At 50.1% G+C, this 26,174-nt stretch carries 23 protein-coding genes and 2 pseudogenes; 13 read left to right on the top strand and 12 right to left on the bottom strand.

Going from position 1 to position 26,174, the window contains the following annotated elements; genetic code table 11:
* Positions 1-2: 2 nt before the first annotated feature.
* The 4 genes from AC3ISQ_RS11490 to fsa all read right to left on the bottom strand — a co-directional run bounded on the left by AC3ISQ_RS11490 (position 3) and on the right by fsa (position 3,374).
* Positions 3-806, bottom strand: coding sequence for an MBL fold metallo-hydrolase (locus tag AC3ISQ_RS11490; RefSeq protein WP_489346572.1), 804 nt, complete (start codon positions 804-806; stop codon positions 3-5).
* Positions 807-884: 78 nt separating this feature from the next.
* Positions 885-1,553, bottom strand: a complete 669-nt coding sequence (locus tag AC3ISQ_RS11495) for a DUF3313 domain-containing protein (RefSeq protein WP_489346574.1) — start codon at positions 1,551-1,553, stop codon at positions 885-887.
* A 199-nt stretch (positions 1,554-1,752) separates the two neighbouring features.
* Positions 1,753-2,574 carry an SDR family oxidoreductase gene (locus tag AC3ISQ_RS11500; RefSeq protein ID WP_489346576.1) on the bottom strand — a complete coding sequence of 274 codons (822 nt, stop codon included), beginning with the start codon at positions 2,572-2,574 and terminating at the stop codon, positions 1,753-1,755.
* Between the two features lie 134 nt (positions 2,575-2,708).
* Positions 2,709-3,374, bottom strand: a complete 666-nt coding sequence (fsa, locus tag AC3ISQ_RS11505) for a fructose-6-phosphate aldolase (protein WP_489346578.1) — start codon at positions 3,372-3,374, stop codon at positions 2,709-2,711.
* Between the two features lie 147 nt (positions 3,375-3,521).
* On the opposite strand from fsa, the gene AC3ISQ_RS11510 reads away from it, so the two are divergent.
* From AC3ISQ_RS11510 to AC3ISQ_RS11520, 3 genes are read left to right on the top strand one after another with little or no spacing between them, the layout of a single operon-like run.
* Entirely contained in the window at positions 3,522-4,421 is a 900-nt protein-coding gene (locus AC3ISQ_RS11510; RefSeq protein ID WP_489346580.1) for a glycyl-radical enzyme activating protein, read from the top strand.
* A 4-nt stretch (positions 4,422-4,425) separates the two neighbouring features.
* Positions 4,426-6,858 carry a formate C-acetyltransferase/glycerol dehydratase family glycyl radical enzyme gene (locus AC3ISQ_RS11515; RefSeq protein WP_489346582.1) on the top strand — a complete coding sequence of 811 codons (2,433 nt, stop codon included), beginning with the start codon at positions 4,426-4,428 and terminating at the stop codon, positions 6,856-6,858.
* Positions 6,859-6,907: 49 nt separating this feature from the next.
* Positions 6,908-7,654, top strand: a complete 747-nt coding sequence (locus AC3ISQ_RS11520; RefSeq protein WP_489346584.1) for a DeoR family transcriptional regulator — start codon at positions 6,908-6,910, stop codon at positions 7,652-7,654.
* Between the two features lie 70 nt (positions 7,655-7,724).
* On the opposite strand, the gene AC3ISQ_RS11525 is transcribed toward AC3ISQ_RS11520, so the two are convergent.
* A complete protein-coding gene (locus AC3ISQ_RS11525; RefSeq protein ID WP_489346586.1) occupies positions 7,725-8,798 on the bottom strand; it encodes an alkene reductase in 1,074 nt (357 codons plus the stop codon).
* Positions 8,799-8,935: 137 nt separating this feature from the next.
* Here AC3ISQ_RS11525 and AC3ISQ_RS11530 point away from each other — a divergent pair, with 137 nt between their 5' ends.
* Both AC3ISQ_RS11530 and osmB read left to right on the top strand, forming a co-directional pair.
* Positions 8,936-9,811, top strand: coding sequence for a LysR family transcriptional regulator (locus AC3ISQ_RS11530; RefSeq protein ID WP_489346587.1), 876 nt, complete (start codon positions 8,936-8,938; stop codon positions 9,809-9,811).
* Positions 9,812-10,064: 253 nt separating this feature from the next.
* The gene (gene osmB, locus AC3ISQ_RS11535; protein ID WP_489346589.1) at positions 10,065-10,283 is read left to right on the top strand and encodes an osmotically-inducible lipoprotein OsmB; all 219 of its coding nucleotides are present in this window, start codon (positions 10,065-10,067) and stop codon (positions 10,281-10,283) included.
* 134 nt (positions 10,284-10,417) lie between these two features.
* Here osmB and yciH read toward each other — a convergent pair whose 3' ends face one another.
* Both yciH and pyrF read right to left on the bottom strand, forming a co-directional pair.
* Positions 10,418-10,744 (bottom strand): stress response translation initiation inhibitor YciH, encoded by a 327-nt coding sequence (gene yciH / locus AC3ISQ_RS11540; protein ID WP_489346591.1) that lies wholly within the window; start codon positions 10,742-10,744, stop codon positions 10,418-10,420.
* A gap of 1 nt (position 10,745) precedes the next feature.
* On the bottom strand, positions 10,746-11,483 hold the full coding sequence (pyrF, locus tag AC3ISQ_RS11545; RefSeq protein WP_489346593.1) for an orotidine-5'-phosphate decarboxylase: 738 nt from the start codon (positions 11,481-11,483) through the stop codon (positions 10,746-10,748).
* Positions 11,484-11,697: 214 nt separating this feature from the next.
* Here pyrF and AC3ISQ_RS11550 point away from each other — a divergent pair, with 214 nt between their 5' ends.
* From AC3ISQ_RS11550 to AC3ISQ_RS11580, 7 genes and pseudogenes are all read left to right on the top strand, one after another.
* Positions 11,698-11,991, top strand: coding sequence for an Arc family DNA-binding protein (locus AC3ISQ_RS11550; RefSeq protein ID WP_489346595.1), 294 nt, complete (start codon positions 11,698-11,700; stop codon positions 11,989-11,991).
* A gap of 324 nt (positions 11,992-12,315) precedes the next feature.
* Entirely contained in the window at positions 12,316-13,743 is a 1,428-nt protein-coding gene (gene nrfA / locus AC3ISQ_RS11555) for an ammonia-forming nitrite reductase cytochrome c552 subunit (RefSeq protein WP_489346597.1), read from the top strand.
* Positions 13,744-13,779: 36 nt separating this feature from the next.
* A complete protein-coding gene (nrfB, locus tag AC3ISQ_RS11560; RefSeq protein ID WP_489346599.1) occupies positions 13,780-14,334 on the top strand; it encodes a cytochrome c nitrite reductase pentaheme subunit in 555 nt (184 codons plus the stop codon).
* A complete protein-coding gene (gene nrfC / locus AC3ISQ_RS11565) occupies positions 14,331-15,002 on the top strand; it encodes a cytochrome c nitrite reductase Fe-S protein (protein ID WP_489346601.1) in 672 nt (223 codons plus the stop codon). The genes nrfB and nrfC overlap by 4 nt, the downstream gene beginning before the upstream one ends.
* Positions 14,999-15,946, top strand: coding sequence for a cytochrome c nitrite reductase subunit NrfD (gene nrfD / locus AC3ISQ_RS11570; protein WP_489346603.1), 948 nt, complete (start codon positions 14,999-15,001; stop codon positions 15,944-15,946). The genes nrfC and nrfD overlap by 4 nt, the downstream gene beginning before the upstream one ends.
* 27 nt (positions 15,947-15,973) lie before the next feature.
* Positions 15,974-18,083, top strand: a pseudogene (nrfF, locus tag AC3ISQ_RS11575) (heme lyase NrfEFG subunit NrfF); the annotation flags it as partial.
* Between the two features lie 216 nt (positions 18,084-18,299).
* A pseudogene (locus AC3ISQ_RS11580) lies at positions 18,300-18,662 on the top strand (TPR domain-containing protein); the annotation flags it as partial.
* A gap of 37 nt (positions 18,663-18,699) precedes the next feature.
* Here the strand turns inward: AC3ISQ_RS11580 and lapB are convergent.
* The 3 genes from lapB to pgpB all read right to left on the bottom strand — a co-directional run bounded on the left by lapB (position 18,700) and on the right by pgpB (position 21,230).
* Positions 18,700-19,872, bottom strand: coding sequence for a lipopolysaccharide assembly protein LapB (gene lapB / locus AC3ISQ_RS11585; protein WP_489346604.1), 1,173 nt, complete (start codon positions 19,870-19,872; stop codon positions 18,700-18,702).
* A 6-nt stretch (positions 19,873-19,878) separates the two neighbouring features.
* The gene (locus AC3ISQ_RS11590; protein WP_489346606.1) at positions 19,879-20,181 is read right to left on the bottom strand and encodes a LapA family protein; all 303 of its coding nucleotides are present in this window, start codon (positions 20,179-20,181) and stop codon (positions 19,879-19,881) included.
* A gap of 290 nt (positions 20,182-20,471) precedes the next feature.
* Positions 20,472-21,230 carry a phosphatidylglycerophosphatase B gene (pgpB, locus tag AC3ISQ_RS11595; RefSeq protein ID WP_489346608.1) on the bottom strand — a complete coding sequence of 253 codons (759 nt, stop codon included), beginning with the start codon at positions 21,228-21,230 and terminating at the stop codon, positions 20,472-20,474.
* Positions 21,231-21,467: 237 nt separating this feature from the next.
* On the opposite strand from pgpB, the gene ribA reads away from it, so the two are divergent.
* Positions 21,468-22,061, top strand: coding sequence for a GTP cyclohydrolase II (ribA, locus tag AC3ISQ_RS11600; RefSeq protein ID WP_489346610.1), 594 nt, complete (start codon positions 21,468-21,470; stop codon positions 22,059-22,061).
* A gap of 53 nt (positions 22,062-22,114) precedes the next feature.
* Here ribA and acnA read toward each other — a convergent pair whose 3' ends face one another.
* Positions 22,115-24,787, bottom strand: a complete 2,673-nt coding sequence (gene acnA / locus AC3ISQ_RS11605) for an aconitate hydratase AcnA (protein ID WP_489346612.1) — start codon at positions 24,785-24,787, stop codon at positions 22,115-22,117.
* Between the two features lie 221 nt (positions 24,788-25,008).
* Positions 25,009-25,983 carry an HTH-type transcriptional regulator CysB gene (gene cysB / locus AC3ISQ_RS11610; protein ID WP_489346614.1) on the bottom strand — a complete coding sequence of 325 codons (975 nt, stop codon included), beginning with the start codon at positions 25,981-25,983 and terminating at the stop codon, positions 25,009-25,011.
* Positions 25,984-26,174 lie beyond the last annotated feature (191 nt).

Below are 26,174 nucleotides of genomic sequence, written 5' to 3' on the forward strand. Positions count from 1 at the left end.
TTTCAAGAACTAAGAACAAACGTGTCTCCTGTCGCCGGGGCTATCACTTCCGGTAACCACAACCGCCCCCATGCTCCGGTGCAATGGCAGCCCATTATTTTCTCTGGTTTTTGTTGGTTCAAGAACTGCCTCACCTGCCATAGCACTCTCGGTGAAGCACTGCGCAAATGGAAGCCCCCGATCAGGGCATGGATTTTGTTGATCCCAGTGATTCTTTGACAGTGGCGCACGATATTAATTAATCCGCTATGCCCACAACCGGTAATAATCACCAGCCCGCGGTCAGATTTATAAATCAACACGCCCTCGTCGATAACATAATCCAAAGTTTCTGTTTTACCGCTAATAACGCCATATGCCTTCGGTTTAGCCACGGAGATTTCCCCCGACCAGATAAAACGCTCGCTGATGTCCACTGGCACACGGCTGTATTCCATTTTGTGGCGTGAGTAGTCGATGTTTAGGGACAGTTTTTTTACTTTCTTGCTATAGCCAAGCAGCGTGACTGCCGAGTGACGTTCATCAGCGATTTGTGGATGGCAGATAATGCGGCTGTTGTCCGGTAACCAAGGTACGCCACCGCAGTGGTCATAGTGACCATGCGAGAGGACTGTCGCGGTTATCTGGGATAGGTCGATGCCCATCAATTGCGCATTATGCAGGAAACTGCCGTCAGGGCCGGCATCGAACAAAATCGAGGTCGTTTCATCCTGAACTAACAAACTTAATCCAGCCTTTGCCAGTAGCGATTTCTCTGCACTGGCAGCACGATGATTTTCTAGTAACACCTTGATGGTTAATGCCATATTTTCTCTTTACTGAGGATCGTCCATTATCGCTCAGTATACCGAGATTATTCTGAATAGAAATCCAGCAAACAACCGTTAATTGATAACTGGAAACGCAGCAATGTCTTGTGTCATATCATCCAACGCACTTTTCACTTCTGCTGCGGTGATAGGTTTATAACTGTTACTGACATCCTGACCTTTGCCTTTGCGCACCACTTCCAATACCGTTTTCCCGCTCTTCTTATCAATTAACTGCCCTTCCACATACAGTTGGGTATGCTGAGTGCGATGTCCTGCCAACGCGAATGAACCCGCCACCACCGCAGCAAACGGAACCACTTCGTAGAACTGCACATCTTTGTCTTGCGCATTCACCGCCGTAATCGCTGCTTTGAATATCAGTGGGTTCGGACAAGCACCTTGTTCGACCAAATGCACCCGTTTACCCAGAGCTGCTTTTATCCGCGAATCGGCATAAAGACGAATTTTATCCAATGCAGCCTGACTGACTCGCGCATTAGGCTTGGCTTCAGGGAAATAAATAATCGGGGTATAAATTACGCCACAGTAATGACCCAATTTGAAATTAGGATCGACCCAACGTAGGGTTTTATGCCCACTGGCAGAGGTGGTTTCGGTTAATTCGCTGTATTGCGGCAGAAAACCGGAATACTGATCGGGCTCCACGACTTTTGATGCGCATCCCGCTAATAGTAGGCTCATCGACATTGCGCCAAACAGGCTATAGGACCTTGCCTTCATTACATCTCTCACATAACAAAAAATGACACATAGATTGGGCGCATTTTGTATAGCGCACTCCCATGTCACAATGAAAAATGAGTCTCATTTCGGACTTCCAATTTCACCGAATTTTGTTTACGACGAGTATCGTAATGAACACATCAACCGACTGAATGAATAATCGATTGATGTGAGTTTCAGCTGTGTCTGCGCTTGTTTATACCACGGGTGATTTGATGCGTAACATCAACGCATCGTCGTGTTGGATCTGTTTTTGCGAAAGCAACAAATGATCAAAATCGTCATACACCGTCAAGTAACGACCGCTCAGTGCATTCAATTCGCCACTGACCAACCGTTCCAATGATTTAGCGCTCTGTTCTGCACTCACGGTGTTCCCCTTTTGGTGCTCCTCCGCCACCCACTTCATCAGCCCATCTATCGGTGTGCCCGGTTCGTGAGTCTGACGTCCGGTATCCACCGCTAACCCGACTGAATGTACTAGGCCAGGATGCCAGGCAAAGTGGGCAACCCCTTTCTTGCGTGTTTCCATCGCCAGATTTTCGGTCAGTTTAATAATTGCCGCTTTGGCCACCGAATAAGATGAACAGCACGGCCAACGGAACACGCCAGCATTGCTGGACACATTGATCACAATCCCTTGCTTACGCTCGACCATTTTCGGTAATACGGCATGAGTACAGTGCACCGTACCTTTTAGATGGATATCCAATGCGGTTAACCATTCATCAGGTTGTCCCTTATGGAAATAGTCAACCGGCCCTAATACTCCCGCATTATTGATCAGCACATCAACTGCACCGATTTCATGGAAAGCCTGCCTGACAGCAATATGGTTGGTAACATCGAAGCTATACGCCTCTACTTCACCGCCAAGTTCGCTACGGGCCTGCTCAAGCATTGCCGCATCACGTCCCGTCAATATCAGTTGATGACCTTGCTGCAACAGGTGTTGCGCAAATACTTTACCCAATCCTCGACTGCCACCGGTAATGACTATACGCTTATTTGACGACATGTGACTTCCCCCAACATACAGTGATGATGATCACAAATTAGCGTAGACCACAGTTCATTTTTTAACCACATTTATCCAGTATAATAAAAAAGGCGACCAGAGGCCGCCTTGGGGAAATGGTTAAACAGTGGTTATCAATTCAACACATTAGTGCCGAAAGCTCCCTGCCAATCTTGCTCAAATTTTTCTACCGCCGCTTGCACTGCTGGCGTGGTTAGCATCTGTTCAGCCACATCAACCGGCAGCGTCACCGACTGACAACCAGCCAGCAAACATTCCAATACTTGGCGTGGGGTTTTGAAACTAGCGGCCAACACTTTGGCATGGGGTGCGTGTAGCGTCAGCAGTTGTTGCAGTTCGTGCACCATTTCAATGCCATCACCGCCCTGGGCATCGACCCGGTTGATATAAGGCGCGACATATTCCGCTCCAGACAACGCCGCTAACAACCCTTGAGTCGCCCCATATACCGCAGTGCCCAAGGTTGGGATCGACATCTGTTTTAGCTTTTTCATCGCCGCCAAACCCTCGGCGGTGGTTGGAACCTTCACAATTAACCCTGGCACGCGTTGGTGCAGCATCACGGCCTCTGCCACCATGCGCTCGGCATCGTTAGCCATCACCTGAGCGAACAACTTACCCGTGCCACCCAAAGCATCACGCAGCGCTGGCAGAACTTCCCAAATAGGCTTGCCTTCTTTCGCCACAATGCTGGGGTTGGTGGTCACGCCATGCAATGGCAGCACGCGCGCCAGACGTTTTACAGCGATGACATCAGCGGTATCGAGATAAAGCTCCATGATGAACTCCTGAATCTGTTAGATGTGGACTGAATCAAACTCTGAACATAATACGAGATCAAACTGCATCATTCTTGACCAACATCAAATTAACTTTCATTCGAAAGTCATTTAATTTACGAAAGAAAGTTAACGCGACGAGTATGTATGATTTTTAACCTGCAGCGCTATTCCACTCATGACGGCCCCGGCATCCGCAGCGTAGTCTTTTTGAAAGGCTGCTCTCTCGGCTGCCGCTGGTGTCAGAACCCGGAAAGCCGCGCGCGCCAACAGGATCTGTTGTTCGATTCGCGTTTGTGTTTGGCGGGTTGTGAGCTGTGTAGCAACCGCTGCCCGCAGGCTCTCCAACACGTCGATGAAACGTTAATCATCCAACGTCAATTACTCACTGCCAACGATTATGACGCATTAACCGACTGTTGCCCAACCGGAGCACTGAGCGTGTGCGGTAGCGCAGTTGATCTCGACGCGATTATGGCCGAAGTGATGCGCGATCAACCTTTCTATCAACGTACTGGTGGGGGTTTAACGCTTTCGGGTGGCGAACCGTTTATGCAGCCAGAAACTGCGGCAGCCCTGTTGCAGCGCGGTAAACAAGCGGGGATTCATACCGCTGTTGAGTCCTGCCTGCATACACCTTGGTCTTATATCGAACCTTCATTGCCGTGGTTGGATCTGATGCTGGCAGATTTAAAACATGTTGATGAAGTCCGCTTCAAACAGTGGACCGACGGTTCAGCCAAACGGGTGATGGATAACTTCCGTCGCTTAGCCACCTACGGTACCGAGGTAACCATTCGTGTGCCGCTGATCCCTGAGTTCAACGCCGATCGCGATTCGATCCGCGCCATTACCGATTTCGCCGCCGATGAAGTTGGCGTGAAAGAAATTCACTTTTTGCCTTACCACACGCTGGGTATCAACAAATATCAGTTGCTCGGCGCACCCTATTTCGCTGCACAACACCCATTAGATGACCCAGAATTGCTGGCCTATGCCGAAGATTACGCCAGCGCTAAAGGTCTGACCGCCATTTTGCGAGGATAACATCATGACAACGCTGGATCTGACTACCCTGACCGAACGCACCAAAGCGCATAAAAACGCGCTGATCCATATCGTCAAACCACCCGTCTGTACCGAACGTGCTCAGCATTACACCGAGGTTTATCAGCAACATCAGGACAAACCACTGCCGGTACGTCGCGCTTTAGCGTTGGCTAATCATCTGGCGAAACGCACGGTGTGGATCAAAAACGATGAACTGATTATTGGCAACCAAGCCAGCGAACTGCGTGCGGCGCCTATTTTCCCAGAATATACCGTCGGTTGGATTGAAAGTGAGATCGACGAACTGGCTGATCGCCCCGGTGCGGGCTTCTCCGTCAGCGAAGAGAATAAAGCTATTCTGCATAGCATCTGCCCTTGGTGGCGCGGCCAAACAGTACAAGATCGCTGCTACGGTATGTTCACCGACGAGCAAAAAGCCCTGCTAGCAACCGGTATCATCAAAGCGGAAGGCAATATGACCTCCGGCGATGCGCATTTGGCGGTTAACTTCCCGCTGTTATTGGAGTTAGGGCTGGATGGCCTACGCAGCAAAGTCGATGAACGCCGTTGCCGTCTGCAACTCACCGATTGGGAAGAGTTGCACAAAGAGCAGTTCCTGAAAGCGATTGATATCTCGCTGGCGGCGTTAAGCGAGCACATTTTACGTTTCGCCCAGTTAGCACGTGAAATGGCACAGAGCGAAACCCGTGCTTGGCGTCGTGAAGAGTTGCAGACCATGGCCGTCAACTGCGAATTGATCGCCCACCAGCCACCACAAACCTTCTGGCAAGCGTTGCAACTCTGCTATTTCATTCAACTGATGTTGCAGATCGAATCCAACGGCCACTCGGTGTCCTTCGGTCGCCTCGACCAATATCTGTATCCTTGGTATCGCCGCGATGTAGAGCTAGAACAAAGTCTGCCACGTGAAAAAGCCATCGAAATGCTGCATAGCTGCTGGCTGAAGCTGCTGGAAGTGAACAAGATCCGCTCCGGCTCACACTCCAAAGCTTCAGCAGGGAGCCCGCTGTACCAGAACGTCACCATCGGCGGGCAAAAACTGGTCGACGGAAAACCCTGCGATGCAGAGAATCCCCTGTCCTACGTGATTCTCGAATCCTGCGGCCGCCTGCGTTCAACCCAACCGAACCTCAGCGTGCGTTATCACGCTGGTATCAGTAACGATTTCCTCGATGCTTGCGTACAAGTCATCCGTTGCGGCTTCGGTATGCCCGCATTTAACAACGATGAGATAGTGATTCCAGAATTTATCAAACTCGGCGTGGAACCGCAGGATGCCTACGATTACGCCGCTATCGGCTGTATTGAAACCGCCGTGGGGGGAAAATGGGGTTATCGTTGCACCGGCATGAGTTTTATCAACTTCGCCCGTGTGATGTTGGCGGCGCTAGAACAAGGCCGTGATGCAACTTCCGGTAAAGTGTTCTTACCGCAAGAGCTGGCGTTATCGCAGGGTAATTTCAGTCACTTTGATCAGGTGATGGGATCCTGGGACAGCCAAATCCGTTACTACACACGTAAATCGATCGAGATCGAATGCGTTGTCGATACGGTATTGGAAGAAAATGCCCACGATATCGTCTGTTCTGCACTGGTGGATGATTGCATCGAGCGCGGCAAAAGCATCAAGCAAGGCGGTGCAAAATACGATTGGGTTTCCGGTTTACAAGTGGGGATCGCCAACCTCGGTAATAGCTTGGCAGCGGTACGCAAACTGGTGTTTGAACAAGGTCTTATCGGTCAGCAACAACTGGCAGCAGCACTGGCTGATGACTTTGATGGCCTGAGTGGCGAACAACTGCGCCAGCGTTTGATCAACTCCGCACCGAAATACGGTAACGACGTCGATGAAGTTGACCAACTGTTGGTTCGCGCCTATCAAACTTACATTGATGAATTGAAGCAATATCACAATACCCGCTTCGGTCGTGGCCCCATTGGTGGGACTTATTACGCAGGCACCTCTTCTATCTCCGCCAACGTGCCGTTTGGTGCAGCGACGATGGCAACGCCTGATGGTCGTAAAGCGCATACCCCATTGGCAGAAGGTGCTAGCCCGGCTTCCGGTACTGATCATTTAGGGCCAACGGCGGTGTTTAATTCACTCAGCAAACTGCCCACCGAATCGATCCTCGGCGGTGTGCTACTCAATCAGAAGCTGAATCCTTCGACGTTGGAAAACCCACGCGATCGGGAAAAATTGATGCTGATGCTGCGCACCTTCTTCGAGGCGTATCACGGCTGGCACGTGCAATACAACATTGTTTCCCGTGAAACGCTATTGGCCGCGAAACAACATCCTGACCAATACCGTGATTTAGTGGTGCGTGTGGCTGGATATTCTGCTTTCTTTACCGCATTATCCCCAGACGCTCAGGATGATATTATTGCGCGAACAGAACATACTATTTAACCAATGAATAATTGCAGCTCCGCGTTTCGGGGCTGCTCATCAGGCCGATATGAATCCAAGACAACAAACCATATTGCAGTTAGTGAATGATCGTCGACGCATCAGCGTCAGCGAGCTGGCTCGCGCTTCTGGCGTTTCAGAAGTCACCATCCGGCAAGATCTCAATCTGCTGGAGAAACGCAGTTACCTCAAGCGGATACATGGCTCAGCGGTAGCGATGGAAAGTGACGACGTTGATGCTCGCATGATGTCTAACTTCACGCTCAAGCAAAAATTAGCGCAGTACGCCGCTTCGCTGGTTAACGACGGTGACACCATTTTCATCGAAAGTGGCAGTGCCAACGCCCTGCTGGCGCGTTACTTGGCTGAACGCAAACGCATCACGTTAATCACGGTTAGTCATTACATCGCTAATCTGCTGAAAGAAACCGACTGCGATGTAATTGTACTTGGCGGCATGTACCAGAAGAAAAGTGAAACCGTAGTCGGCCCATTGACGCGGATGTGCATCCAACAAGTGCATTTCAGCAAAGCCTTCATCGGGGTAGATGGTTTCCATGCGGAAACTGGCTTCACCGGCCGCGATATGATGCGCGCTGATGTGGTCAACGCGGTGCTATCAAAAGGGGTGGAAAACATCATCCTCACCGACTCTTCCAAGTTTGGACAAATCCAACCCAACCCACTGGAACCTCTCAGCCAAATCAAGCGAGTGATCACCGACTCACGTATTTCGCTGGAATATCAACACCAGCTGAAACGTCAGGGCATCCAGTTAGACTTAGTTAACGAGTAAGCCGCCTTATGAAACGGGCATAACAGAAGCGTTATGCCGTCTTCACCACGACGCAAGGATGACTGCCGTCTTAGAGGTTCAGTGATAAGTTCAGGTAGGGGTAATCAGTATAGAATTTATCCGTCCCCCCAAAGAAACCTTCTCGATGCGCATCATTCATGGGTGCATTAGTCTGAAGACGCTCCACAAAATCCGGGTTCGCCAGCACCATGGCGCCGTATGCCTCAAGATCAGCCAATCCTGATACTACATCAGCACCAATCTGTTCACGCGGGCGACTCGGGCGGTTCAGTATCAGTGTCCCTTGCCAAAGTTGGCGAATGTCCGCCAGTAAGGCTTCATCCCCTTGATGCATAATATGCAGATAGGCCAACCCCAGCTTATTAAGCTCGGAAACTAGGTAACGATACAGTTCCGCACTTTCTGGGCCTTCATCAATCCCCCACAGATTCATGCCAGGAGATAAACGCAATCCGGTGCGATCGGCGCCAATCTCTTCGGCAATCGCTTGAGCGACTGCAATAGCGAAGCGTGCACGATTTTGGATCGAGCCTCCGAATTCATCCGTACGTGTATTGGCACTCGCCGCAATAAACTGGTGAATTAAGTAGGCATTCGCGCCGTGTATCTCGACGCCATCGGCCCCCGCTTCAATCGCACGGCGAGCAGCGTAGCGAAAATCGTCTATGGTCTGATAAACCTCTTCGGTTGTTAGAGCTCGCGGTACGGGAATATCCTGCATTCCTGTCGCAGTAAACATTTGTGAACCCGGTGCAATAGCCGAAGGGGCAACGCCTAAGCGATGATGTGGTGTGTTGTCGGGGTGAGACATTCGCCCCGCATGCATGAGTTGAATAAAGAAACGGCTTCCTTTTTCATGGACGGCGGCGGTCACGGATTTCCAACCAGCAACATGCGCGTCAGTATAAATACCGGGGGTGCTCAAATAGCCTTGTCCGTCATCTGAAGGTTGGGTTCCTTCGGCGATAATCAGACCCATGCTGGCGCGTTGTGAATAATATAGAGCAGCAAGCTCACCGGGAGTACCGTCAATGTTGGCACGTGAGCGAGTCATCGGTGCCATCACCAGTCGGTTTGATAGGGTATAGCGACCTAATGTCAGCGGTTCAAACAGTTTGTTCATTCTGAATTCCTCATAATAAGTGTGAAAAGGAAACCTGATGATTCCTCTCGCCTATCTTCAGCAAATTATCATCTGTTTCAATAAAGGGATAAAGTGGGTAATATGGATTTCATTGTTCCATTATTGGCACAAATAACATGAAAAATTATCTCAACGATATGGCGTTATTCGTTGAAGTGGTGAAAGCCAAAGGGTTTCGCCGGGCGGCGGAAATAACCGGGGTTCCGAGCTCTACGTTGTCACGACGCATCAGTGAATTGGAAGGATCGATAAAGCTACGGCTACTCCATCGCACCACACGTAAAATCGAACTGACCGAAGCTGGTAGACTTTATTTCGAGCGCTGTAGCCGTATCGTGGATGAAGCCCATCTTGCCCATGAGCAATTGGGCGAGATTCTTGCTCAGCCAAGTGGTGTTTTGCGCGCGTCGTTTCCAGTAGATTTCGCCATAATTTATCTGGCGCCCTTAATTGCTGAATTTGCCGATCTCTACCCCGGTATTACTTTCGAGTTCGATTTATCACCGCGCCGGGTAGATCTTGTCAGTGATCTGACCGATGTCGCGGTTCGCATGGGAGAGTCAAAAGACTCACAACTGATAGCGCGTAAATTGGCTGAACTGACACCTCGCCTTTATGCATCGCCTGACTATCTTGAACGCTCAGGTCAGCCTATCGTTCCCTCAGATTTGGAACACCATCAATGCCTTGGTATCCAGAAAACCAATACCTGGACATTGTATAATGAGAAAAATAGTCAAACTGTTGCGGTTGGTGGACGATACACGCTCAACAGTGTGGGAATGCTCAAGCGATTGGCGGCGCTGGGCCAAGGCATTGTGCTGACACCAGAAGAGATCGTTGCCGATGAATTGGCTGACGGTAAACTACTACAGGTTCTTCCTGCGTGGCGAGGTCCCCCACAGCCCGTCTATGCCCTGACAGAAACACGGCTGCTACCCGCTAAAACGCAAAAATTCATCGAGTTTTTAAGTGAGCGACTGTCTTCATGACAGCAAATAAAATGTTTTAAGCCTGTTTCGGCCTCATAAAGCAAGCCAAGCAGGACACAGCCCCAATTTAAGATTATTTACCTACCCCAAAATTTCTAAATATATATACTCACTCCCAGCGAACAAACTCGCTGGGATTTTTAATTTTTTGGTTGTTAGCGTTTTTTATTTTAATACCGTGTGGGAGTCAACCCATAGCTAGCACCTATACTTATAGGTACTTCCATATGGCTAATGTTGAGGAGAAAATATCATGATGATTATCAATAAACGTTTCGCGACGGCTGCGTTGGCTATTACTCTGGTTGTGTCGCTGAGCGCCTGTTCTAACATGTCCAAACGTGACCGTAACACCGCCATTGGCGCGGGTGTCGGTGCGGTGGGTGGTGCAGTACTGACCGACGGTGGTACCTTGGGTACGCTGGGTGGTGCCGCTATTGGCGGGATTATCGGGAATCAGGTTGGTAAATAATTTCTGATATATAACAACGATAAAAAATAAAATTTCAGGTCGATGTTAATTTAGTCTGTAGTTTTTGCTTTATCCGTTTTACCCAGTGACAAACTAATCAGCCATGCCGCATATACCGCGGCATGGCAATCTGCTCAACCGCCCGCTAATTTCACCTTCATCCCTTTAGCTTCTAACAATTGTTTTAACAGTTCGCGTTTATCACCTTGAATTTCAATTACGCCATCTTTAACTGCACCACCACAACCACATTTTTTCTTTAATTCTGCGGCTAATTTATCCAATGCGGCGTCATCCAGATCGACTCCGGTGATCAAGCAAACACCCTTGCCTTTGCGGCCACTGGTTTGGCGTTGGATGCGGACAATACCATCACCTTTGGCGCGTTCAGGTTTGATCTCTTCCTGTTTGATGCGCCCACTGTCGGTGGAATAAACTAAACGGCTGTTATCATCTTGCATATCAAACCCCTGCTAGCAGTGAAGCACGGATCGCACGCAGCGTGGCAGCCGGATCGGCAGATTGGGTGATCGGACGCCCAATCACCATATAATCCACACCGGCAGTTTGCGCCTGTACTGGCGTCATGATGCGACGTTGATCGCCTGCGGCGCTGCCTTCTGGACGAATCCCTGGCGTCACCAGTTGGAACCGCTGCCCACAGGCCGCTTTCAAACGTTCGGCCTCATGGGCAGAACACACCACTCCATCTAATCCACAATCGCGGGTCAATCGCGCCAAACGCTCGGCATGTTCAGCCGGGCTGATGTCGATACCAATAGCGCGTAAATCTTCGGCCTCCATACTGGTCAACACCGTGACGGCAATCAATAACGGCGCATCGGCACCGTAAGGCTGCAAGGCCTCTTTGGCTGCGGTCATCATACGCGCCCCGCCGCTGGCATGGACGTTAACCATCCACACGCCCAATTCTGCTGCTGCAGCCACCGCATGAGCGGTGGTGTTCGGAATATCGTGGAATTTCAGATCCAAAAACACCTCAAAGCCCCGGTTGTGCAGATCGCGCACTAACTGTGGCCCAAACAAGGTGAACATTTCTTTGCCCACTTTTAAGCGGCAATCTTGCGGATCGATACGGTCGGTGAATGCCAACGCCGCATTTTTATCGGCGTAATCCAGCGCAACGATGATTGGAGATGATTTTAAGTCATTGTTATTAATTTTATTTTCAGACTTCATTTCTTCTACCTTCTATAAAATGGACGTGAATAAAAAACTGACCGCCGCATTCTACATGCCAACCAACGGAAATCCCAGTCACAGACAAGCGGATAGCGCTCCCCCTTGAGGTAAGAACATTTTTGTTACATTTATATTAAATTTTCATTACACACTAGACAGTTTAACCTTGCTGGCTTAGCTTGAAGTCACACTCCCGCAGAAAGGCAGCAAAATGAGCGAGATATCGACCCTAACTATTAAAATTCCTCTGGAACTCAAAGAACAGATCAAGGCCATTGCCGAAGAAAACCAACAATCGATGAGTGCAGAAGTTTGCCAACGTTTGGTAGCCAGCTTTGAAGCTCCCGTCAGTAAGGGGAAAACCGCGAAAAAACCGGTGCCACTTCACAGCGAAATCGATAATCAGAGCACAGAAGAAACTACCGAAGAACCACTTAGCCAAAAAGAATTGAAAAAGTTGCGTCAGCTGTTAAAAACTGGCGGAAGAACCGGTAAGAAAAAATAACGTTTCCGCTAATATTATTTCACCTAGTTATTGCTAGGTGAAATAAATCCCAAGGTATAACAATACCTATAAAGTGGTATTTATTCATTTTTCCTATTTACTCATTTCTAATTTTAATTCCTTTATAACCCGATATTTTTGCGTACTGTTTCGCAAAAATAACGCTTGCCCTGCGTCATTCGTACAGCCTTTGATCAAAAACAATATTTATTGTGTGGCTTTTGTTATTTATCGCCCAATAACAACGGGATGAGTGTTCATCACTTAATTCTGCAAATTAAAAGATGTTGTCTATTTGGGCAAAATAACCTCGGGTACAGTCTTATGACTAGGTCAAACACATTAATTTTAGCAATGATGTCGTTAGTTTTTTCCTGTTTATCCGCACTGTCAGGAAACGCTCTGGCAGAACCTACTCCGCAAGTGGTCAATACGCATAACCAACGTTTTGCCAAACAATATCCCGATCAATATGCCTCATGGCTCGCCACCCGCGATCAAGCCGAACGAACAGACGCACTGGCGGAAGATCCTCGTTTAGTGATTCTGTGGGCAGGCTATCCATTCGCCAAGGACTACAACAAGCCTCGCGGACATTACTACGCGCTGACTGACGTGCGCGAAACCTTACGCACTGGCGCACCGAAAGATGCGCAGGATGGGCCGCTTCCGATGGCCTGTTGGAGCTGTAAAAGCCCAGACGTCGCACGCATGATCGTGCAACAAGGTGAAGATGGCTATTTCGCCGGTAAATGGGCCAAAGGTGGCCCGGAAATCGTCAACCCACTGGGATGCGCCGATTGCCACAACACCGCTTCCGATGACTTCGCCAAAGGTAAACCGGCGTTAGCACTGTCCCGCCCTTATGCCGCTCGAGCGATGAGCGCGATCGACAAGCCTTTCGATCACGCAGGACGTTTCGACCAGCAATCGATGGTCTGCGGCCAATGTCACGTTGAATACTACTTTGATGGCAAAAACAAAGCGGTGAAATTCCCTTGGGATAAGGGCACCAGCGTCGATGCAATGGAAGAGTATTACGACAATATTGGCTTCTCCGATTGGACCAACAGCATTTCCAAAACACCGATGCTGAAAGCCCAACACCCAGAATATGAAACTTGGCGCGAAGGTATTCACGGCAAAAACAACGTGACCTGTATCGATTGCCATATGCCGAAAGTGCAAAACGCCGAAGGTAAACTCTATACCAACCATAAAATCGGCAATCCTTTCGATAACTTTGCTCAGACCTGCACCACCTGCCACACCCAAGATAAAGCGGCGTTGCAAGCCGTGGTCGCTAAACGCAAAACTGACATCAACGAGTTGAAACTGAAAGTGGAAGACCAACTGGTTCACGCCCACTTTGAAGCTAAAGCCGCTTGGGATGCTGGCGCGACCGCTGAACAGATGCAACCTATCCTGCAAGACATCCGTCATGCGCAATGGCGCTGGGATTACGCCATCGCGTCGCACGGTATTCACATGCACGCACCAGACGTCGGTTTACGTGTGCTGGGTACTGCGCTGAATAAAGCCGCCGATGCCAGAACCAAGCTGATCCGCCTGCTGGCGACCAAAGGTATTACCAACGAAATCGCTATCCCGGATATCTCCAGCAAGGCTAAGGCTCAGTTGGCGACTGGACTGGATATGGGCAAGCTCACCGCAGAAAAACAAGATTTCCTAAAAACCATGGTTCCTGAATGGGACGATCAAGCTCGCAAAGTCGGTCTACTGGATAAATAACCCCAACACCCCTGCGGGGGCATACATGGAGTGACTATGAGCGTATTACGTTCGCTTTTCATGGCTGGGATATTTGCCTGTTGTGCGGTAATAGGTAGTGCAGCGGCCAGCACCTCTGCCACCCAACCGCAAAACCCGGTCAGCCAGCAGCGCAGCCCAGACAGCGCTTGTATTGATTGCCACAAACCACAGCAACAGGGCATGAATGGCAAACATCATGGGGCCATTAACCCAAACACCCAGTTGCCGTTAACCTGCACCAACTGCCACGGCACACCATCCTATAACCACCGTGAAGGGGTAAAGGATGTGATGCGCTTTAACCAACCGATGTTCAGCGTTGAACAACAGAACGGTGTTTGCCTTTCCTGCCATCTGCCGGAAAAACTGCAACAGGCGTTTTGGCCGCACGATGTTCATATCGCCAAGGTGAGCTGCGCCAGTTGTCATCAACTCCATCCAGCCACCAACACCATGAAGGCGCTGAATGATAAAGGGCGAATAAAACTGTGCGTCGATTGTCATCGCCAACAGCAGGACAACCCGGCGTTTAACCCTGCCGCCGTCAAGTTGGGTAAGGAGTTACCATGAGTTGCTCCCGTCGCCTGTTTATTACTGGCATTGGCGCGCTGATCGCGGTTTCTGGTACTACGGGGAGAACCCTCGCTCGCACCATGCAGATTAATGGTGTACGGCTGGGGATGATCCACGATGAATCGCGCTGCATCGGCTGTACCGCCTGTATGGACGCTTGCCGTGAAGTTAACAAGGTGCCTGAAGGCGTTTCACGGTTAACCATTCTGCGCAGCGAACCGATGGGTGAATTCCCCGATGTGCATTACCGTTTTTATCGCCATTCGTGCCAGCATTGTGATAAGGCACCTTGCGTCGATGTGTGCCCAACGGGGGCGTCGTTCCACGATGCGGCTAATGGCATCGTCGACGTCAATCCCGATCTCTGCGTTGGCTGCCAATACTGCATCGCCGCTTGCCCGTATCAGGTGCGATTTATCCATCCCGTCAGCAAAACGGCGGATAAATGCGATTTCTGCCGCAAAACCAACCTGAAGCAAGGTAAGCAACCGGCCTGCGTGGAGTCCTGCCCGACCAAGGCATTGGTATTCGGTGATTTGGACGATCCAAACAGTGACGTCGCACGCATGTTGCAACAGAAACCCACTTATCGTGCCAAGGTGGCCTTGGGCACTCGTCCGAAGGTTTATCGAATTCCATCTCAATATGGGGAGATTGCGAAATGACCACCTCGCCCTTCCATTTCCCTACGCTGGTTTGGGATTGGCCGATCGCCATTTATCTGTTCCTGATTGGCATTTCTGCAGGTTTGGTTACGTTGAGCATTTTGCTACGGCGTTTCCATCCAACTACCGCGCTAACAGAAAGTACCACCCTACGCACCACATTATGGGTGGCTCCGCTGGCCGTGGCATTCGGTCTGCTGATCCTGATCCTCCATTTGGCTCGTCCGTGGACATTCTGGAAGTTGATGTTCCACTACAATTTCTCCTCCGTGATGTCGATGGGGGTGATGTTGTTCCAGGTCTACATGACGGTGTTGATCCTGTGGTTGGCGCTGCTGTTCCAAACCGATCTGCTGCGATTACAGCAACGTTGGTTGCCAGGCGTCAGTAGTTGGTTCCCACGTTTAATGGCCGTTTTACAACGCGTCTATGGCGTATTGGAATGGCTGATGCTGATTCTGGCCATTTTGCTCGGCGCTTATACCGGTTTCCTGCTTTCAGCATTGCAATCATATCCGCTGCTGAATAACCCGATTTTACCGGCACTGTTCCTGTTCTCCGGTTTGTCCTCGGCGGCAGCGTTAATCACTTTGGTGCAACTATGGTACGCGTCTTCCACTCATCACCATGAATCGCACTTCATCCATCGCTTGGAATCATTGGTGATGGGTTCTGAAATCTTCCTGTTAGCCGCATTCTTTATCGGTATGTGGTTGGGGGATGATGGTAAACAACGCGCTTTAGTGGCTGCACTAGGTGGCGGTTTTTGGACTCAATGGTTCTGGCTCGGCGTGATAGGTCTGGGATTTGTCATTCCGTTGTTGACTCGCAGTCTGGGTTGGCAACGCCGTAGAATGCTGTTGTTCTCCGCTGGATGTAGCCTGCTAGGTGTATTGTTCTTGCGCTTTTTCATCCTGTACGCGGGGCAATTAACCGTTGCCTAATAATTACAACGGTTTGGAGGACACTCGGTGCTAGCACTACTTTGGCCTGAATTAGGATATAGCGCCTTAGTGCTGGCACTCTGTGTCGCCGTAATATTGGCTGTCTTAGCTTGGCAAGGTTGTCGCTCCCGACAACCTTCTCTGTTATCCCATGGTCGCTATTGGAGCCTCGCGCTTAGCGGGCTGGTATTACTCGCTTTTTTGACATTAGTCGCCTGTTTCATTGGCGATGACTTTACCGTGCTGTATGTGGCCCAACACTCTTACCGCCAATTACCGATTGGATTAAAAATTGCTGCGGTTTGGGGCGGGCATGAAGGTTCTTTCCTTCTCTGGCTATTGGCATTAGTACTCTACGCGGGTGGGTTCGCACTACGCAGTCAACAACGCCACGCTCGGCAGACATTAGCTGCTTTGGGCATCATGGCTGTGATCAGCGCCACCTTGTTAGCGTTCATCATCTTCTATTCCAATCCATTTATTCGTTTGTTCCCGGCAGCGATTGAAGGTCGCGATCTCAACCCAATGCTGCAACACCTCGGGCTGATTTTTCATCCGCCGTTGCTGTATTTAGGTTACGCCGGATTATCAGTGACAATGTCACTCATGTTAGCCGCATTACTGACCCAGACCTTCGACCCACAAACCGCTATACGCTGCCGCAATTGGGCGGTTCCAGCTTGGGGGTGGCTAACTGCAGGAATTATTCTAGGATCGTGGTGGGCTTATCAAGAACTTGGCTGGGGCGGATGGTGGTTCTGGGACCCGGTAGAAAATGCGTCGTTGCTCCCTTGGTTAACCAGCTGCGCCCTATTGCACAGTCTACGGGCAAGCGCGGCACAAAGTAGTTTTCGTCATTGGTCGCTGCTGTTAGCGATCTCCAGTTTTATTCTGAGTTTGCTGGGTACGCTACTGGTACGTTCAGGATTGATTCTCTCGGTACATGCTTTTGCACTTGATGAGTTGCGTGCGGTTCCCCTGCTCAGTCTGTTTTGTCTTCTCAGCCTGTTGGCGTTGTTAGTTTACGCTCTACGTGGCAATCAAATTAGCAGTAACACCGGCAACCGTTGGGTTCTGGTTACTCTGTTCCTGTTTAGCGCCGTCACGTTGGTGGTGGTGTTGGGAACACTTTACCCAATGCTGTATCAATTGCTGGGTTGGGGACGTCTTTCCGTCGGTGCACCTTACTTCAACACCGTTTTACTGCCATTCGGCATTTTGATGTTGATCGTGGTGTTCTGCGTATTTTGGTTCAGTCGCAGCAAACCGTTAAAACAAACCTTCCCGATGCATTTGGCACATATTGGCGTTTTACTCAGCGCCTTGGGGATTGTTTTTTCTGCGACTCAACGCAGTGAAATCAGCCTGAATTTAAGCCAAGGTGAACAAGTCACCTTAGCCGGTTATCAGTTTCAATTTACGCAATTGACGCTATTCGCCAAAGACAACTACAGCGCGGAGCAAGCCACGATTGATGTATCGCGCCACGGCCAGCTCATAACGCAGCTCTATCCCGAACGTCGTATCTATACAGCTCGTAATCAATTAATGAGTGAGCCCGGCATTCATTGGGACTGGAGCCACGATTGGTACGTGGTGATGGGTGAAAAAAATGGTCAGCAGCGTTACGCCATGCGCTTTACCGTTCAGACTGGATTACGCTGGATTTGGATGGGCGGTGTACTGATGATCACCGGAGCGTTATTCAGTTGCCGTCGCTGGGGGCAACGACATGTTTAAATTCGCCTATTTGTGCCTTTGGTTATTGGTTTCCCCTTGGGCAAATGCCCAGATCGTTGATACTTGGACGTTTGCTAATACTGAACAACAAGAATTAGCACTCAACGTTGCCGGACAATTACGCTGCCCACAATGCCAAAACCAAAATCTATTGGAATCCAACGCCCCGGTCGCCGTCACCATGCGTCAACAGGTCTTTTCGCTGGTCGAACAAGGCAAGAGCCAACAAGAAATCATCAACGCCATGACGCAACGCTATGGCGATTTCGTGCGTTACGATCCGCCCTTTAACTGGCGCACCGTTCTGCTATGGAGCGCGCCATTGTTGGTTGTCGTGATGTTGGGATTCGTTATTTTTTCTCAACGGCAAACGCCCCAACCAACAACAGTTCATCAGCACCACATTGAACCACCGCCAACAAAATTTAATTATCAGGCGGTTGGGTTGATTTTCGTTCTGTTAGCCACGGTGATCATTTACGCCAGTAGTGGGCGCTGGCAAGCGGTACAGCAAGAATGGCAACGACAAAACTCCCCTGCAATCAGCGAAGGGAACTCGCAGTTACTGAGCCTGCAACAACGCTTGCGATCGTCACCGCAAAATGGGCAACTGTGGGCGGAATTAGGCGAATACTATCTGTATCAAGATGCCTATGCCGAAGCCTTTGTCGCCTATCAGCAGGCGATAAAATACAACGGCGAGAGTGCGGAATTACTGGCAGCACAGGCTACGGTGCTCTATTACCAAGCCGGTCAGCAGATGACGCCGAAAGTGCAAGAACTGCTCGATAACGCCTTGGTGCGGGATAAAAATGAAGTCGCAGCATTAATGATTTTAGCCAGTGATGCCTTTAGCCAACGGGATTACGCCAGAGCTATCGCTCTTTGGCAGCAGATATTGGATCTCAATTCACCCCGCAGCAATCGGGCGGCGTTGATTGAAAGCATCAACACCGCTCGTCAGCTACAGCGATAGGAATATTATTGACCGTCCAGGTTATTGACCATCTAAACTATTGACCGTCTAAGCCACGAATCGGTTTAACCGAGGCCCAAGCGCGGCACGATGGACAATGCCAATAGAGGGAATGTGCGGTAAAACCGCATTTGTGGCAGCGATAGCGCGGTTTAGTACGGATTTGTTCACCGACCATGTCGCGTAACAACACTAAACTTTCTTTAGCTCGACCATCTTCCGCTTCGGCCAAATGGTAATCCATTAACCGGTAGAACACGCGCATGGTTGGGTGACGTTGCAGTTGGCGATTAATGTAGATCTGCGCAACATCACGCCCTTCCTGCTCTTCGATAACTTCCGCCAACATCAGCTCAGCGGTCGCACCGGTATTTTCTTCAACACAGCGTTTGAGGAAATCCGCCCACTCACCCAATTGATTTGGCAAATGTTGATAGCATTCATGCAGCATCGGCAGTGTTTCACTGACTAACTCTTTATCTTGCACCAACACCGGTTTCAGCACGTCAATGGCTTTACCAAACTCTCCCTGCGCCATGTAGATACGGCCAAACATGATCGATACACGTGCGCACTGCTTATCTGCCGAAGCCGCGCGTTTCAACAGGCTAGTCGCCTTATCAAGATCGTCACTCCCCATCGCCTGCAACGCTAATTCGCAATAAAAATGGGCAATCTCAATACGCTGTTTGTCTTTGCCTAACTTGACCAGTTTCTCCGCCACTTCGATGGCTTTTTGCCAGTCACTGGTCGCTTGGTGGATCACCAGTAATTGCTGCAACGCCGGGAGGCGGAAATCTGCCTCCGCGGTCAGTTGGCTAAACATGTCTTCCGCACGGTCATATAACCCAGCGGCCATGTAGTCACGGCCTAATTGCTGGATCGCTAACAAGCGCTGCTCAAAGGTCAACGCGGAGCTTTCCATCAATGATTGGTGAATGCGGATAGCGCGATCGACTTCGCCACGCGAGCGGAACAGGTTACCGAGCGTGAGGTGGGCTTCAACGGTGTTACTGTCCTCTTTCAACATATCGAGGAACAGATCGACCGCTTTATCCTGTTGGTTAGACAGCAAGAAGTTAACCCCCGCCACGTATTCACGCGACAGGCGGTTCGCATCCTGCTGTTTATCCTGCTGAGCACTTCTGCGCCCCATGTACCAACCATATGCGGCAGCAACGGGCAGCAACAGAAACAGCAGCTCTAACATAGAAGATTATTCCTTGCTGACGACGGACGGAACCGTTGGCTCTGCGGGTGACTCAAGCTGCAACTCCAGTCGTTTGACTTTGCGTTCAGCGCGCCCCAACGCAATGCGGGTACGCAGGTAAAATAGACCACAGACGATCCAGCCCAAAACAAAACCAGTGCCAAACAAGGCTGCCAATAACGTCGAAATGCGATAATCACCTTGAGCAACTAAGTAATTAAAAGTCACAACCTGATCGTTATGCGAGCCCAACGTGACGGAAATCACGAAGATCACTAGAACCAGCAAAAAAATAAGCAAATATTTCACATTCTTTCCCGTGATGCCGAGTTAATCGGATGAACCAAGCCTAAACGTGGTGTCCCTACTCTCTAAGTTAGCATTTCACAGCATAGCAGGGAAACCCTCGAGCATGATAAAACCACACGTCTGATGGACTATTCGGCAGTAAAACGGCGCTTTCAGAACGATTAATGAGAAGACTTCTCAAAATCCCATGTTTATACCAATATGGGGCTGAAATACCGAATTACAAGAACCTAGGATCGGTGACTGTGGGCTCAGTGTAGAAATTAACAAGTGACATTGTCACGAAAATATTATTCACGCTCAGTAATTTCCTGCTGCTCTTGCGGTTGTTGAATACCGAGTGGCCCGAACCAGCGCTGCGCTAGCCAGCAAACAATTGTCACTAACAACCCACTAATAAGCGTCGCCACTATCAAATCGCGCGGCCAGTGCATTCCCAATAACAAACGACTGCCCATCACGCCTGCCGCCCAAACCATCAATACCGCCACAGTTTTATAATGACGACGGGGCCATAACAATCCAACGCCCAATAATGCCCAAGTGGCGGCAAACACCGTATGACCGGAAGGAAACGCAAAGCCCGTCTCAACTTGCCAGTGTTTTCGCAACCAATGTGGAATCAAGGGTTGATCTTGTAACTGTTCTTTCACTAGCGCACTGCGCTGTTTACGTTTTAGCGAGTAGAAATATTTCTCGTCAACGTTATGCGCTTTTTCCAACCACAAGACGAAAGGACGAGGTTCCTGCACGCGGTCCTTGATATAGGATTTCATCCCTTGCCCAATCACTAACACAGCAACCAACATCACTAACAAACCGATAGCCGGCTTTAATCGAAAGCGCAGGCACCATAGGAACCAGCCAGCAAGAATCACACTAGTAATCACGCCCCAAGGCGCAGTCACGGTCTCAGTCAGCCAATAAAACCCTTTCAGCACGGTATCGTTACCGCCCGGTTGCCATTGCCAACCGGAGATCCACACCGCTAACGGCATTAATAACAATACTAATGCTCCGCCCGCCGTGCGTTTTGCTATCTTTAACATGTCAATATCCTTTCATGTGCCCAACCGGCAGTGTAACAATCTTGTCATGGCAAGAATATGTAGAAAATGAAACAGATACCTAAAGCTATGGTAACAATAGGCAAAGTAAATCACCGGTTGCTGGTTTGCTGAGCACCTACAGACAAGAAGTTGTGGCAAAATAGACAATAATAAACAAAACGCCAACCGCCGCAGTTTCGCGTGTGAGTGGGTTAAGAAGTCTTGGTGGAGAGTAACATGCAGCTTAAACGGGTGGCAGAAGCCAAACTGCCAACACCTTGGGGCGATTTCCTGATGGTAGGATTCGAGGAACTGGCGACCGGGCACGACCATCTGGCGTTGGTTTTCGGAGATATTTCTGGTGATTTGCCGGTACTCTCACGCGTACATTCTGAGTGTCTGACCGGTGATGCGCTGTTCAGCCTGCGCTGTGATTGTGGTTTCCAGCTTGAAGCCGCGTTGGAACATATCGCCGAAGAAGGTCGCGGTATTTTGCTCTATCACCGTCAAGAAGGCCGTAACATCGGTCTGCTAAATAAAATTCGCGCCTATGCGTTACAAGACAAAGGGGCCGATACGGTAGAAGCCAACCACCAGTTGGGTTTTGCTGCTGACGAACGTGATTTCACCCTGTGCGCCGACATGTTCAAATTATTGGGCGTTAATGCGGTGCGTTTGCTGACCAATAACCCGAAGAAGGTTGAGATCCTGAGCGAAGCCGGTATCAACATCACCGAACGCGTGCCATTGATCGTCGGGCGTAATCCGAAAAATGAACACTATCTGGCGACCAAGGCCGCCAAGATGGGGCATTTGCTGGATCAGAAGTAATCTATGATAGGGCACCGAAAAGGTGCCCTATCAGTTTTACCGTATTTACCTGATCACAACATTTTCCTGATCACATAATGCAAAATACCGTCGTTTTGGTAGTAAGTCAGCTCATTGCCGGTATCAATTCGGCATCGAGTATCAACCACTTGTTTACGCCCATCGGCATAGACAATCCCCACTGGCACAGTTTGCCCCGGTTTCAGGCTTTGTAACCCGCTGACGCTGATCTGTTCTTCTCCGGTTAACCCCAAGGTCTTACGGTTAACGCCTTGCGGGAATTCCAGTGGCAAAATGCCCATCCCAATCAAGTTAGAACGGTGGATACGCTCGAAAGATTCGGCAATCACCACTCGCACACCGAGCAAACGTGGCCCCTTCGCCGCCCAGTCACGGCTGGAACCTGAACCGTACTCTTTCCCTGCGATCACCGCTAACGGCACTTTTTCCTGCTGATACTGCATCGCCGCGTCGTAAATCGGCATCTGCTGTTGCGACGGAATATGGCGCGTCATTCCGCCCTCCACACCCGGCACCATTTCGTTGCGGATGCGGATATTGGCAAAAGTACCGCGCATCATTACTTCATGGTTACCACGACGCGAACCGTAGGAGTTAAAGTCCTGCCGCTCGACGCCATGCTGCTGTAGATATTTGCCCGCTGGGCTGTCGAATTTGATGCTACCCGCCGGGGAAATATGGTCAGTTGTGACGGAATCGGCCAAAATAGCCAAGATACGGGCAGATTTGATGTCCTGCACCGGATCAGGTTTCCCCTGCATGGTGCTAAAGAACGGTGGATGACGGATATAGGTAGAATCTTCCTGCCATTGATAGGTTTCTGATTCTGCGACCTTAATCGACTGCCAATCCTCATCACCATCAAACACCGCAGCATATTCCTTGTGGAACATCTCGGTGCGCACTTCATCCACCGCTTGTGCGATCTCTTGGCTGGTCGGCCAAATGTCTTTCAGATACACCGGTTTACCGTCATCACCCTCACCCAATGGCTCTTTGGTCAAGTCAATCTTCATGTTTCCGGCCAGCGCATAAGCGACTACCAACGGCGGTGAAGCTAGCCAGTTAGTTTTTACCAAGGGATGAATACGGCCTTCGAAGTTGCGGTTACCGGAAAGCACCGCGCCAACAGTAAGATCGCCCGCTTTGATCGCATTCTCAATCGGCTCTGGCAAAGGACCAGAGTTACCGATACAGGTGGTGCAGCCGTAGCCCACCAGATTAAAGCCTAACTCATCTAAATAGGCCGTCAATTTGGCTTGTTCGAAATAGTCGGTGACTACTTTAGAACCCGGCGCTAGTGAGGTTTTCACCCACGGCTTGGTGCGTAAGCCTTTCTTCACCGCCTTCTTGGCCAACAATCCCGCTGCCATCATCACGCTAGGGTTCGAGGTGTTGGTACAAGAGGTGATTGCCGCAATGACCACTGCACCGTTATGCAGTTCTTGCGCGGTGCCATCGAGCGTTACCGGCACAGACTGCGTTTTCGGTTTCTGACCGCTAATGTCCAACTCGGTCGTCGCATTGAACGCCTGTGGCACATTGGGTAAAGCAACCCGGTCTTGTGGGCGTTTCGGCCCAGCCAAGCTGGCTTCAACCGTTGACATATCCAAAGCCAACGTGCTGGTAAATACCGGTTCATCACCCGGATTGCGCCACATGCCCTGTGCTTTAGCATAGGCTTCGACCAAGGCGATTTGCTGTTCGGTGCGGCCGCTGAGTTTCATGTAACCTAACGTCACTTCATCCACCGGGAAGAAGCCACAGGTCGCACCAAACTCTGGCGACATATTGGCGATAGTCGCGCGATCCGCCAGCGGCAAATCGGCCAGCCCATCACCATAAAACTCGACAAACTTACCGACTACACCATGTTTACGCAGCATTTGAGTCACGGTCAGCACCAAATCGGTAGCGGTAATCCCTTCACTCAGTTTGCCAGTCAGTTTAAAGCCTACTACGTCTGGGATCAGCATAGAGACTGGCTGACCGAGCATCGCTGCTTCAGCTTCAATCCCGCCGACACCCCAGCCGAGAATACCCAAACCGTTGATCATGGTGGTATGAGAATCGGTGCCCACCAGCGTGTCTGGGTAAGCGATAGTTTTACCGTTTTCTTGTTGTTGCCAAACAGTTTGGCCGAGATATTCCAGGTTCACTTGGTGGCAAATGCCGGTGCCGGGCGGCACCACGCGGAAACGGTTAAAGGCTTTTTGTCCCCAACGCAGGAAGGTATAACGTTCGTGATTACGCTGCATTTCAATCCGCACGTTCTCGCCAAACGCGTCTTTATCGCCAAAATCATCGACGGTGACCGAGTGGTCAATCACCAGATCGACGGGCGACAGCGGGTTAACTTGCGCCACCTTGCCGCCCAAGCGCAGTACCGCTTCACGCATCGCCGCCAGATCCACCACGGCGGGCACGCCGGTGAAATCTTGCATCAGCACGCGCGCCGGACGATAAGCGATTTCGCGATCCGCATGGCCGGTTTTCAGCCAATCCGCGATCGCTTGTAAGTCTTCAACTTGCACCGTGTCGCCATCCACATGACGCAGCAGGTTTTCCAATAGCACCTTCATTGATTTCGGTAGCCGGTCAATATTACCCAGCTGTTTTGCCGCCAGCGGCAGGCTGAAATAGTGATATTCGCTATTCAGTGCAACCAGCTTATCCATACTTGTTTCACGAAGATCGGACGACATAGCTCCTCCATTTCTTATTATTTCAAAACAGGGTCATTATTAAGGTCTTGTTTAAAGATAACACATGGCCGGCATAACATTTTGATAACAACACGAATTGATCACAGTGATAGGCAAAAGCGTTTAAGAGAATATCGGCGGTAGTCAGGGGATTGATGATTGAAGGGATCAACACAGCGGGAAATGCCCCTCTTTAAGACCTAAAAGAGGGGGCAAACAACTCACTTCTCTGGCAGTTTAATGTCCTTAAACAACGCCTCGATATCTTCGTTCGAACGCAGAGCCACCGCACTATCGACTAGGTCGCGAGTCAAATGCGGGGCGAAACGTTGGATAAAATCGTACATGTAACTACGCAAGAAGGTACTGCGGCGGAAGCCGATTTTTGTGGTGCTATGGGTGAAGATATCTCGCGCATCAACGGTCACTAGATCGGGATCTTGCACCGGATCAACCGCCATGCTGGCAATCACCCCAACACCTAGCCCCAAGCGCACGTAGGTTTTGATCACATCGGCATCAGTGGCGGTAAACACGATACGCGGCGTCAAACCTGCGCGGTTAAATGCCGTATCTAATTCCGAGCGCCCGGTAAAACCGAAGGTGTAAGTGACGATCGGGTATTCCGCCAACTCCTCAATGGAGACTTGGCTCTTACCGGCTAATGGATGATCGGGCTTCACGACCACCGCACGATTCCAGTGATAGCACGGCAACATAATCAGATCGTCGTACAAGTGAAGCGCTTCGGTTGCAATAGCGAAATCGGCATTGCCTTTGGAAACCGCTTCAGCAATTTGCGTCGGTGAGCCTTGATGCATATGCAGCGAAACGCGTGGATAACGTTCGATAAAGCCTTTAATCACGTTTGGCAGCGCGTAACGAGCCTGAGTGTGCGTGGTGGCGACGTATAAAGAACCTTTGTCCGGATAGGTATGCTCACCGGCAACGGCTTTGATAGCATCGACCTTTGACAGCACTTCGCGCGCAATGCGGATGATTTCCTGACCGGCGGGGGTAACTTGCGTCAGGTGTTTGCCGCTACGAGCAAAAATCTGGATGCCAAGCTCATCTTCCAGCATCCGCACCTGTTTACTGATACCGGGTTGCGAGGTGTAAAGCCCTTCCGCGGTCGAGGAGACATTCAGGTTGTGATTAACCACTTCCACAATGTAACGAAGTTGCTGCAATTTCATATCTGACACCATCCAAGGTTAAACACTGCGGATGATCCGCAGACAGAGATAGCTCGGCATTGCCCGGCATGTTGAAAAAAGCATCACTACTAATACGCTTTAATCATAAAAACTCTTTTTATATAACCACTATATCATGCTGTATCGACAAGTGTAGAGCTACATCACAAGCTGGTAACGATAATTAAATA

This window comes from Serratia sp. KH_031 (assembly GCF_057839655.1).